We start from the raw sequence: 11,202 nt of genomic DNA on the forward strand, positions 1-11,202 counted from the left end.
ACCGGGGTGTTGCTTATTGCGTGGAATAAATTTGTACAGTTGTCCTGTTTCAGAGATATGTATATATCAAAATGCAAAGTTAATTTAATTAAACAACTCATCTTTTTCGGTTGTTAAAATAGATTTTTAGAAGAATAAATTAATAATTTTCTCATGAAATTCTCAGTCAATATATAGGATAAAACTTGACTATATGCTATAAATAATAAATAGGCATGATTTTTGCTTGTTTATTGGAAAGAGAAATATATGAAATTATCTGTTGGATTGAAAGTTGCGAATTCATTATCGTTAACGCCTCAATTGCAGCAGGCAATCCGATTACTGCAGCTCTCAAGTTTAGAATTAGAGCAAGAAATTCAAATTCAATTAGATAGTAATCCATTACTTGAAAAAGTGGAAGATGAATCACTAGCCGAAAGTTTATCCACTTTAGAAAACAAAGAAAGTAATGATCTTACAACGGAGTTAAATGCAGATCATTTACCTGATGACTTACCTGTGGATACTGAGTGGGATGATATCTATACACATCAGTCGACGGCTTTAGGTACTCCTGAGTTTGAAGAGCGTGAAGATAATCGCCAAGTTCAGATGACACTAAAAGAACATATGTTAGAGCAAGTGAACTTGCTGCATTTCTCAAAAATAGATCAGTTGATTGCTTATTGTATTATCGATGCTTTAGATGATAAGGGCTTTTTAGATGCTGAATTAGAAGAAATTATTCTCGCTGTACAACATCTATTAAATGACATGGATATTGAGGAAGAAATTGAAGAAGATGAAGTCTTAGTTGTTTTAAAACATATTCAACGTCTTGATCCAGTTGGAATAGGATCTCGCAATCTTGCTGAATGTTTAAAAATCCAATTGGATTTTCTACCAAAAGGAACTGAATATTTAAAAGAAGCAAAAAGTTTACTCCAGTATTATGAGTTATTAATTGCAAATGATTTAAATAAATTATTAAAACAAACAGGCCTATCGAAAGATGAATTAAAGCTTTCGGTTGACTTATTAAAAACATTAAAGCCTTATCCTGGTATGGATTTTCAAAAGCAAGAATCGGAATATCAAATCCCTGATGTCGTAGTTGCTAAAAAAGATCTACATTGGCAAGTTCAATTAAATCCGGATATTATGCCAAAATTAAGAATCAACTCTTTCTATTCAAGTATGATTCGTAGAGCTGATCAAAGCGATGATAATTTATACCTGCGTAATCAAATGCTTGAAGCTAAAAATTTCATAAAAAGTATTGATGAACGGCATAAAACTTTATTAAAAGTTGCTACTTGTATTGTTGAACACCAAAAAGCATTTTTAGAGATAGGTGCTGAGGCAATGAAACCCTTGGTGCTAAGGGATGTGGCTGAAGAAGTGGAGCTTCATGAGTCTACTGTTTCACGTGTCACTACAAATAAGTACATGCTGACACCACGTGGGCTTTTTGAGTTGAAATACTTTTTTTCTAGTCATGTGGGAACAACCACGGGAGGAGAAGCTTCTTCTACTGCAATTAGAGCTATGATTAAAAAATTGGTTTCTAATGAAAATCCACGTAAGCCATTGTCTGATAATACTATTGCGGCTTTATTAAAGGATGAAGGGATAGAAGTGGCTAGAAGAACTGTAGCAAAATATCGTGAATCGTTACATATTCCATCGTCATCCGAAAGAAAAGTCTTGATCTAATTTTTGAAGTATGACTATTCTAGATGTTCATTATGACGAAATAATGAAATTTCAATTTCACCAAGAGGAGCTGCTAAAATGATTTAATTGTCCAAAGTCATCTTTTTTAGATCACATTAAATCGTTTTAGTTCTTCTTTATTAACCCAAAAAGGTGAGGGATAGAATTATGCAAATAACGATTCGTGGACATCATTTAGCAATTACACCAGCTATAGAAGAAAATATTAAAGCAAAATTTAATCAGTTAACGAAACATCTCGATCAGGTGAATAGTATGCAGATTAAATTAACGAAAGATCATCAGATTGACAAACGCTCACATAAGGGCAGCTCTAATCATGTGGCAGAAGCAATAGTTCGCTTACCTGGGATTGAACTATTTGCTCAAGCAACAGCAGATGACATGTATACATCTATTAAAAAGTTGACTGAAAAATTAAAAAAACAATTGTTAAAATATCGGAAAATGCAATGTACTTATTCACAAGTTGCTGTTTCTATTTGATAAGTTTTTAATAATTGAGAGAGGCTTGAAATATAGCCTCTTTTTTATTGATAAAATATAAACACGTACTGAATTCTTGGAAAAAGTTATAGTAAAATACTTCGTTTTACACCGTAGGTTGTGCCAGAGGTCTTTGCAATGAATAGTGAACAGCTCACTCAAATTTTAAAAGAAGCTTTTCCTGATGCGGAAGTAGCAGTGAGCGGACAGGCTGGAAAATTTGACCTCCGTATTGTGGATGATCAATTTGAAGGTAAGCGTACTGTTGCTCGTCAACAAGCAGTTTATGCACCATTAAATACTTATATTGCAAGTGGCGAAGTTCATGCCGTAACAATTCGTGCGATGACCAAAGACGAATGGCGCAAAGCAAGCCTTTTCGGAGCTTAAATATTAATGGATAAATTTTTAATTACGGGCGGTGTTAAGCTCGAAGGAGAAGTACGCATTTCTGGTGCTAAAAATGCGGCTTTACCATTACTTGCAGCAATGATTCTTGCTGATTCACCTATTACTTTAACCAATGTCCCAAATCTTAAAGATGTAAATACCTTGGTAAAATTAATTGGTGGATTAGGCGTCACAATTAGTTATGAAAATGACACGGTTAAAGCAGATACCTCTACTTTAGATAACCAGTTTGCTCCTTATGAACTGGTAAAAACCATGCGCGCATCTATTTTGGTGTTAGGACCATTATTGGCACGTTATGGAAATGCTAAAGTTTCGTTACCAGGTGGATGTGCGATTGGATCTCGACCAGTAGATCAACATTTAAAAGCCCTAGAAGCATTGGGTGCACATATTGAAGTTGAAAATGGTTATGTCCATGCCACTGTAGATGGTCGTCTCAAAGGCGGCGAAGTGATTTTTGATATGGTCACTGTAGGGGGCACCGAAAATATTCTAATGGCGGCTGCTTTAGCGGATGGTGTAACTACAATTCGTAATGCAGCACGTGAACCTGAAATTACTGATCTTGCTCAAATGCTTATTAAAATGGGCGCAAAAATTGAAGGTATAGATACAGATACACTTATTGTTACTGGTGTTGAAAGTTTACATGGCTGTGAATATGCAGTTGTTGCAGACCGTATTGAAACAGGTTCGTACTTAGCTGCTGCGGCAATTACAGGTGGTCGCATTAAAACTACTCATACAGATCCATCGTTACTTGAATCTGTTTTAGATAAGTTTGAAGAAATGGGTGCGGAAGTCACTCGTGGTGATGACTGGATTGAATTGGATATGATGGGCAAGCGCCCTAAAGCGGTAAGTTTTAGAACATTACCTCATCCAGAGTTTCCAACCGACATGCAAGCGCAAATTATGGCCGTAAATGCAATTGGTCGCGGTTTTGCAACGATCTCCGAAACCATTTTTGAAAATCGGTTCATGCACGTTCCTGAATTGTCACGTATGGGTGCTAATATTCAGGTCGAGGGTCATGATGCTGTGGTGACTGGAGTTGAAAAATTGCAAGCTGCTCCTGTAATGGCAACAGACTTACGTGCTTCATTCTCTTTGGTCTTAGCGGCTTTAGTTGCTGAAGGTGATACATTAATTGATCGTATCTACCATATTGACCGTGGTTATGAGCATGTCGAAGAGAAACTTCAAGGTTTAGGTGCCCAAATTAAGCGAGTAAGTTAATGAATGACGTAAGAAACGATGATCCTAATTTTGATGTAATGGGTAATTTTGATCATGGTTTGACCTTAGCACTCAGTAAAGGGCGTATTTTAAAAGAAACTTTACCTTTACTTGCAACAGCAGGTATTAACTTGCTTGAAGACCCAGAAAAATCTCGTAAGTTGATTTTTCCTACAACACATAAGCAAGTTCGTATTTTGATTTTACGTGCGTCTGATGTGCCAACCTACGTTGAGAATGGTGCAGCTGATTTAGGTGTAGCAGGTAAAGATGTACTCATGGAACATGGTGCTCAGCATGTTTATGAGTTATTGGACTTACAGATTGCAAAATGTAAGTTAATGACTGCTGGCAAAGTTGGAATGGAACGTCCAAAAGGCCGTTTAAAAATTGCAACTAAGTACGTCAATCTAACGCGTCAATACTATGCAAGCTTAGGTGAGCAGGTAGATGTTATTAAGCTTTATGGTTCTATGGAATTAGCACCACTTGTCGGTTTGGGCGATTATATTGTTGACGTAGTTGATACTGGAAATACTTTACGAGCAAATGGGCTTGAACCATTAGAAGAAATTTGTAAAGTATCCTCACGTCTTATCGTTAATAAAGCGAGCTTTAAGCGTAAGCAAGTTTTATTAAACCCAATCATTTCCCAACTTGAACAAGCTGTTCAATCACGTTAAAAGTAATTTCCTATCATGCTTTTGCGATAGTTGTAGATATGATGCCCACAAGGGCTTAGAAAAAGAGTAAACTTGGTTTTTCTTTTTCGCCTTGTGGGTAAATTGATGCGACGTTTATCGACTCAAGATCAGAACTTCAAACAGATTTTTGCAGAGCTTTTAGCTTTTGAAACTGTTAATGATCCTAATTTAGTTCAAACAGTAGATCAAATTATTGCTGATGTTCGTCAGCATGGTGATGATCATGTTTTAAAACTTACTCAACAGTTCGATCGACATCCAGCGCATCAATTTTCCGATCTAGAATTGTCTCAACAACAACTTAAAGCTGCGTTTGATGACTTAAATCAAGAGATTCGTGAAGCCCTGCAACTTGCGGCTGATCGTATTCGTACATTTCATGAGGCTCAGAAACAAGATAGCTGGACTTATGTAGATGATTTGGGTAATACCCTAGGACAAAAAGTGACTCCTCTTGACCGAGTTGGTATTTATGTACCTGGTGGACTAGCCTCTTATCCTTCATCTGTGCTTATGAATGCGGTACCAGCTCATGTGGCCGGTGTACCTGAAATTATTATGGTGGTACCTGCACCAAATGGTGAATTAAATCCACTTGTTTTGGCTGCTGCTTATCTAGCTGGTGTGAGTCGAGTATTTACTATTGGTGGGGCGCAAGCTGTTGCAGCTCTAGCTTATGGTACTCAAACTGTTCCGCCTGTAGATAAAATCACTGGTCCTGGAAACCGATTTGTAGCGGCTGCTAAACGTGCTGTATTTGGTCAGGTAGGTATCGACATGATTGCAGGACCTTCTGAAATTTTAGTATATGCAGAAGGGGCGAATAACGCTGAGTGGTTAGCGATGGATGTATTATCTCAAGCTGAACATGATACGGTTGCCCAAGCTATTTTTATAACTCCAGATGAAGCTTTGCTAGAAGCCGTAGAGGCAGCAATTGAAAAGCACTTAAATGACTTGCCTAAAGCTGATATTGCACGTACGTCTATTGAAAATCGTGGGGCTTTAGTTTTGGTAAAAGACCGTGCAGAAGCTGTTGATTTGATTAATCAAGTTGCACCAGAGCATTTGGAGCTATGTTTAGATGATGCCGAAGCAATGAGCGAAGACATTCGTCATGCAGGCGCAATTTTTATGGGACGTTATACACCTGAAGCAATTGGTGATTACTGTGCTGGTCCAAATCATGTATTGCCAACATCCGGTACAGCGCGCTTCTCGTCACCACTGGGTGTATATGACTTTCAAAAGCGCTCTAGCTTGATCATGTGCTCAAAAGAGGGCGTAAAAACATTGGCTAAAACCGCTGATATACTTGCTGTTCAAGAAAATCTTGATGCTCATGCGCGCTCGGCTCGTTATCGTTATCAATAAGCTTTAAGCCTTTCAGTATTTTAAATGATTATTCAGGGCTGATTTTCAGCCCTTTTTTGAGATAAGACTATGACTGTATCTACAGCACAAATGCGTTTTTGGAGTCCTGAGGTTCGTGAATTAGAGCCTTATGTGCCAGGTGAGCAACCGAAAATCCAAAATTTATTAAAGTTAAATACTAATGAAAATCCGTATCCGCCATCACCAAAAGTAGTAGAAGCGGTTCAAGCTGTACTACATGATCAAGCTGATGCACTGCGCTTATATCCAGATCCAGATGCAACTACCTTAAAACAAGCGATTGCTACGCAACAGAATATGGATGTATCTCAAGTTTTTCTAGGTAATGGTTCCGATGAAGTGCTTGCTCATATTTTTAAAGCATTTTTCCTTCAAGATGAACCTATTTTATATCCGGATATTACTTATAGCTTTTATCCAGTTTATAGCCAATTTTTTGGAACAAAGACAAAAGAAATTCCACTCAATGATAATTTTGAGATTGATGTTAAAGATTATGCACAACCTAATGGTGGCGTGATTATTACCAATCCTAATGCACCAACAAGTATTGCACTCAGCTTGGCAGAGATTGAACAAGTGCTACAAGTCAATCCAGACCGTGTGGTTGTGATTGACGAGGCTTATGTCGATTTCGGTGCTGAGTCTGCTGTAAGTTTGGTAAACCGTTATGAAAATCTTGTGGTATGTCAAACAACTTCAAAATCTCGTTCTTTGGCAGGTTTACGTGTCGGATTTGCGATTGCTCAGTCACACTTGATTGCAGCACTTGAAGCGGTAAAAAATAGTTTTAATTCATATCCAATTGATCGCTTTGCTATTGCTGCGGCTGTTGCTTCTTTTGAAGATCAGGCTTACTTTGAAGAACAGTGTCAAAAAGTTATTACGAGTCGAGAAAAGCTGGTTAGTGATTTAACTGAACTTGGTTTTAATGTTTTACCATCAAAAGCGAATTTTATTTTTGCTTCACACCCACAACATGAGGCTGGGCAACTAGCGCAGGAATTACGTGCGCAGGGTATTATTGTTCGCCACTTTAATAAGCCTCGCATTAATCAGTTTTTACGTATCACAGTTGGAACTGATGAGCAAAATGCACGTTTAGTTCAAACTTTGAAGCAAGATATTCTTTAAAAATTATTCTGCTGTGCTGTTCATTAAGTTCAGCATAGCAGAGATTTTATCTAAGCTTTCTTGATATTCGGCCTCAGCTTCTGAGGCAATCGTAATACCACCACCTGCCCAAATAGAAAGCTGGTTTTGATATTGTTGAAAACTACGAATAAGAATATTCCAACGACCAGTACCATCAAAATTAAAATATCCCAAAGTACCGCAATATGCCCCTCGCGGTGAACCTTCTAACTCTTCAATGATTTGCATTGCTCGAATTTTAGGGGCACCAGTAATTGAGCCGCCTGGTAAAGCGCTAAGCAACATTTGCATAGGATTAATATCATTTTTAAGTATAGCTGTGACTTCACTTACCATATGGTGAACTTGATTGAAGCTTTCAATTTCGAATAACTTTGTCGTTTTTACTGAACCTGTATTGGCATAAATACTCAAATCATTACGTAATAAATCAACAATCATGACATTTTCTGCCTGATCCTTTTGAGAGTTTTTCAATGTTTGTTTTGAAATTAAATCTTGTTCTTTATTTTCATATCGAGGCATGGTGCCTTTGATTGGTCTAGTTTTAATTTGTTTGTCTGTACTAAATTCAATAAATAATTCAGGAGAGCAGCTTAATAACTCAAAGTTATTTAATTTTAAATAACCTGAATAAGGTGCATTGGTTAAATTCCATAATTCTTCTGCTTTATTTAATAAAGCTCCTGTGAAAGTTGTATTAAACTCTTGCGTAAGGTTAATTTGGTAGCAGTCTCCTGCTTTAATATAATCTTGTATTTTATGAAAAGCGGTCAAATATTCATTTTTAGACCAACGGGGATAAATATTTTTATCTAGTTTAAAAATATTTTTTCTTAAGTGATTAGAAGAGCCATATAGTAATTCTGTAATGTAATTAAAAATTTCTGAACTGTTTTTTTCATCACTAAAAAAATACCATTCATTATTTATTTTTTTCAGAAAAGAGTGGTAAGAACCTATAAATAAAGAGGGTTGTTGGTGTGATTGATTTTTAATAAATTGATGTGCAGAAAAATCATAACTAATAAATCCAATATATCCACCATTAAAACTGATATTTTTATTTTTTGATTCTTCAGTATGGAAGTGAGTGAAGTCTAAAATGTTTTCAATATTAGAGGAGTTTATATACTTATTAAGGATATCTTGCTCGAATATAAAATTTTGATGAGCTTGAGTAATTAGATATTTTTTTGGCAGAAAGCCAATAATAGGATTGTTATCATCATAAAGATATACGAGCCCAGTTAAATCTTCTAATTTTTTTAAAATATCGGCAGCTGATAGAGTACTTTCTAAAGAGATTTTTTTCTTTAACTGAGACATTTTAAACATGACAAGTTTGGAAGAGGTCGCCTAGTTTACTACAACTTATAGTTCATCAGTCATCTAGGCGGTAAGAGTTTAACTTTTCGTCGATAAAATCATCTATTTTTCATTACAACTTAAGCATAATTGGTCTGCATGTTTAAGAAAGTGTGACCCTCGTACCGTTTATCGGGTAATTGGCAAAAAATGCATTACAGTAGTTGAACAAAAATTAACGTAGCTGTAATTTAGTAATTGCTAAGCAAAACTACTCAAGGATTGGAAGTTTCGGTTGCCATAAAAGAAAAATGCAACTTGAGACAGTAAGAGTGGTTAAGTCAAAAAATAAATGCTCTTGGGAGAGTGCTCAATGAAAATGTTCACTAAACTTGCTTTAGTTTCTTCTTTAGCTATCAGTGCAAATGCAATGGCAATGCAGTCAATGGACGATGCAGCGCTTAGTGCAGCTACAGGTCAAGATGGTATTAATATCGGTATTGCTTTAGGTTCTGGTGGTATTTCTATTGATAAACTGTATTTACATGATAATGATGGTCTAGCATCATCAACTGGTATCACTGGCGCTTCTGGTACAGCGGGTGCAATTGCAATTAGTGGTGTTACTGTTACTCAAACAGGTACAGGTAATCTTTTAGATTTAAAAATTGATACAAATGGTGCTTCAAGCTCAAATGGTGCTTTCTTAAACGTTGCAGCAACAGTGGGCGCAGTTGATGTACATGTAGGTTCAATTGGCGTAGGTACTTCTGGTACATTAAATACGACTACTGCTGTACGTGGTATTACTGAAACAGCTCCAACTGAAATTATTTCTGGCTTAGATTTATCTTTGGGTCAAATTTCTGCGAATGTTCAGTTAGGTTCAACTCCTCAAGGCGCGATGATCAAAGTGAACTCTAGCTTACAAGGTGGTTTAACACTATCTAACTTCGGTATTAATGATGCTGCTGGTGGTGGTAAAATTGTCCTAGACAAAGTAATGGTTCGTGGGTCAGGTAATACAACTGGTGACATGGATGTAAACGCGAACATTTCTGTTGTTCCTACAGGTTTACGTATCCAAAATAACAGTACACAAGGTATGAACGTTTATGCACAAGGAATTCACCTAGGTGCACAGACTAATGCTTCAATTGGTGATTTAGAAATTCAAGGTTTAAATGTAGGAACGTCTACAATTACTATTTCTGGTCACTAATTTAAAGAGTGATAAAAAAGCGCGTTTATACGCGCTTTTTTATTTGCCATAATAAAATTTAACTTCATTTTTAATATTTAAATCATATTAATTTATATAATAAAAAAGAATGTAAAAAACAAATGAGAATTAATTATCAGTTTATAAATGTAAAACTATGCATTCATCAAAAAGATTAAAAAAAAGCTGTTTTTTACAGAAAAAAAAGGTATCTTCAACACACAGGGATGTAGAGCTATTGCTCTAAGAATAAAATGAATAAGGCCGGTTAGGCCACCATTTAGACCAAGTGCTTATGTTAGAGATAGTTTTAGGCTCAGCATTGATGTATTACTTTGCGACAGAAGCCTTCGAAATAGAAAAAAAGCCGCCGGGAACTGTTTATTATACAGAGACTGCCGATTCACGTAATTTATCGTTTCATCGAAATCATATTGAACCAGTTCAGATCAAACCAGCTGTAGAAGATCAGTTTCGTGGGATTGTTCGGCAAGCCTATGATTATAGTTGTGGGTCTGCTGCACTTACAACTCTATTAAATGGTTATGTAGGGACAAGTTTAACTGAACAGCAAACAATGAGTGGTTTGCTACAGTATGGTGAATATCAGCGCATTATTGAGCGCCGGAGTTTCTCATTACTTGATATGAAGCGCTTTGTCACAGCGATTGGTTTAGACAGTGGGGGGTATCGTGGTGAGTTTTCCGATTTAGTTAAACTTGACCAACCCGCAATTGTGCCTATTTCATATGCAGGCTTTAAACATTTTGTCGTATATAAAGCTTATAAAGATGGACGAGTGTATGTCGCTGATCCGGCTTTAGGGAATATCAGCTTTGACGAAAATCGTTTTAAACAAATTTGGGATAATAATACTTTATTTGTTATTTCTGTTCCTGAATCACAGCGTAAAGATTTATTGGCATTAAAAGAGTCAGATATGCGTCATGTCGAAGATGCAACAGTCAATAAATATGCTTTCGTTGATGTTCAATATCCAACATTTAACTTTGATCGTTTAGCAAATAAAGCTTCGACCATGAGGCGTGTATTGGATAGTGATAATAAATCGCCAACATATGGGCAGCCGATAGAAACCTATATGCGTCTTTATTACAAGCGTAAATAGTCAAATTTAAAGTTAGTAAAATAAATAAATTGGGTGGGAAAAACATGAATAATCGATGGATGAAGATGAGTGTGTTGGCCTTAAGTATGAGCGCCATTACAGGGACAATCTATGCTGAAGATCAAGTACAACAACCGCAAGTAGAGGGAGCACAAAGCTCTGTGGCTACTGATGCGGCAAGTTCTAGTTCTGCAACAACAGATGCTAGCACACAAACGTCGAGTGTAGCTGATGCTAATAGTGTAGCTCCTGCAGCTAATACTGATGCACATCAAGCAGCAAGTGCTTTACAGAAAAAAGAAGGTGATGCTAGCCAAGAGACAAACTTGCAAGAAGTATTTACTTCAAATGAACGTCAATATTCTTTGATTAAGAAAGGTGTAATCTCCTCTTATTATGACCTCGATTACGGGACTGTTCTAAATTTTGTG

At 36.5% G+C, this 11,202-nt stretch carries 10 protein-coding genes and 1 pseudogene; 10 read left to right on the forward strand and 1 reads right to left on the reverse strand.

The annotated features are described in order from the left end of the window. Window positions 1–249: 249 nt before the first annotated feature. From AC056_RS18680 to hisC, 7 genes are all read left to right on the forward strand, one after another. Entirely contained in the window at window positions 250–1,698 is a 1,449-nt protein-coding gene (locus AC056_RS18680) for an RNA polymerase factor sigma-54 (protein WP_039255531.1), read from the forward strand. Window positions 1,699–1,866: 168 nt separating this feature from the next. Beyond that, window positions 1,867–2,205, forward strand: coding sequence for a ribosome hibernation-promoting factor, HPF/YfiA family (hpf, locus tag AC056_RS18685; RefSeq protein ID WP_001167461.1), 339 nt, complete (start codon window positions 1,867–1,869; stop codon window positions 2,203–2,205). Between the two features lie 138 nt (window positions 2,206–2,343). After that, window positions 2,344–2,595, forward strand: coding sequence for a BolA family iron metabolism protein IbaG (gene ibaG / locus AC056_RS18690; RefSeq protein WP_004703799.1), 252 nt, complete (start codon window positions 2,344–2,346; stop codon window positions 2,593–2,595). A gap of 6 nt (window positions 2,596–2,601) precedes the next feature. Next, window positions 2,602–3,858 carry a UDP-N-acetylglucosamine 1-carboxyvinyltransferase gene (gene murA, locus AC056_RS18695; RefSeq protein WP_049064588.1) on the forward strand — a complete coding sequence of 419 codons (1,257 nt, stop codon included), beginning with the start codon at window positions 2,602–2,604 and terminating at the stop codon, window positions 3,856–3,858. Continuing rightward, entirely contained in the window at window positions 3,858–4,541 is a 684-nt protein-coding gene (hisG, locus tag AC056_RS18700) for an ATP phosphoribosyltransferase (RefSeq protein ID WP_068934120.1), read from the forward strand. Before murA ends, hisG begins: the two co-directional genes overlap by 1 nt. Window positions 4,542–4,646: 105 nt before the next feature. Then, entirely contained in the window at window positions 4,647–5,936 is a 1,290-nt protein-coding gene (gene hisD, locus AC056_RS18705) for a histidinol dehydrogenase (protein ID WP_077164448.1), read from the forward strand. 69 nt (window positions 5,937–6,005) lie between these two features. Further along, window positions 6,006–7,091 carry a histidinol-phosphate transaminase gene (gene hisC, locus AC056_RS18710; RefSeq protein WP_039255536.1) on the forward strand — a complete coding sequence of 362 codons (1,086 nt, stop codon included), beginning with the start codon at window positions 6,006–6,008 and terminating at the stop codon, window positions 7,089–7,091. A 3-nt stretch (window positions 7,092–7,094) separates the two neighbouring features. Here the strand turns inward: hisC and AC056_RS18715 are convergent, their stop codons facing one another. Beyond that, window positions 7,095–8,441, reverse strand: a complete 1,347-nt coding sequence (locus AC056_RS18715; RefSeq protein WP_077164446.1) for a chorismate-binding protein — start codon at window positions 8,439–8,441, stop codon at window positions 7,095–7,097. A gap of 352 nt (window positions 8,442–8,793) precedes the next feature. Here AC056_RS18715 and AC056_RS18720 point away from each other — a divergent pair, with 352 nt between their 5' ends. The 3 genes and pseudogenes from AC056_RS18720 to AC056_RS18730 form a co-directional block, all read left to right on the forward strand. After that, window positions 8,794–9,642, forward strand: coding sequence for a DUF6160 family protein (locus AC056_RS18720; RefSeq protein WP_039255540.1), 849 nt, complete (start codon window positions 8,794–8,796; stop codon window positions 9,640–9,642). Between the two features lie 295 nt (window positions 9,643–9,937). After that, a complete protein-coding gene (locus AC056_RS18725) occupies window positions 9,938–10,771 on the forward strand; it encodes a C39 family peptidase (RefSeq protein ID WP_077164447.1) in 834 nt (277 codons plus the stop codon). 44 nt (window positions 10,772–10,815) lie between these two features. Beyond that, window positions 10,816–11,202 (forward strand): annotated as a pseudogene (locus AC056_RS18730) (hypothetical protein); the annotation flags it as partial.

Source organism: Acinetobacter genomosp. 33YU, assembly GCF_001990725.1.
GTDB classification, from domain to species: domain Bacteria; phylum Pseudomonadota; class Gammaproteobacteria; order Pseudomonadales; family Moraxellaceae; genus Acinetobacter; species Acinetobacter seifertii.

Excerpts from the sequence above, each read along its gene's own strand:
- hpf (WP_001167461.1), top strand. The coding sequence starts at position 1,867 with ATGCAAATAACGATTCGTGGACATCATTTAGCAATTACACCAGCTATA.
- AC056_RS18720 (WP_039255540.1), top strand. The coding sequence starts at position 8,794 with ATGAAAATGTTCACTAAACTTGCTTTAGTTTCTTCTTTAGCTATCAGT.
- ibaG (WP_004703799.1), top strand. The coding sequence starts at position 2,344 with ATGAATAGTGAACAGCTCACTCAAATTTTAAAAGAAGCTTTTCCTGAT.
- hisC (WP_039255536.1), top strand. The coding sequence starts at position 6,006 with ATGACTGTATCTACAGCACAAATGCGTTTTTGGAGTCCTGAGGTTCGT.
- AC056_RS18725 (WP_077164447.1), top strand. The coding sequence starts at position 9,938 with ATGTTAGAGATAGTTTTAGGCTCAGCATTGATGTATTACTTTGCGACA.
- AC056_RS18715 (WP_077164446.1), bottom strand. The coding sequence starts at position 8,441 with ATGTCTCAGTTAAAGAAAAAAATCTCTTTAGAAAGTACTCTATCAGCT.
- hisG (WP_068934120.1), top strand. The coding sequence starts at position 3,858 with ATGAATGACGTAAGAAACGATGATCCTAATTTTGATGTAATGGGTAAT.
- AC056_RS18680 (WP_039255531.1), top strand. The coding sequence starts at position 250 with ATGAAATTATCTGTTGGATTGAAAGTTGCGAATTCATTATCGTTAACG.
- murA (WP_049064588.1), top strand. The coding sequence starts at position 2,602 with ATGGATAAATTTTTAATTACGGGCGGTGTTAAGCTCGAAGGAGAAGTA.
- hisD (WP_077164448.1), top strand. The coding sequence starts at position 4,647 with ATGCGACGTTTATCGACTCAAGATCAGAACTTCAAACAGATTTTTGCA.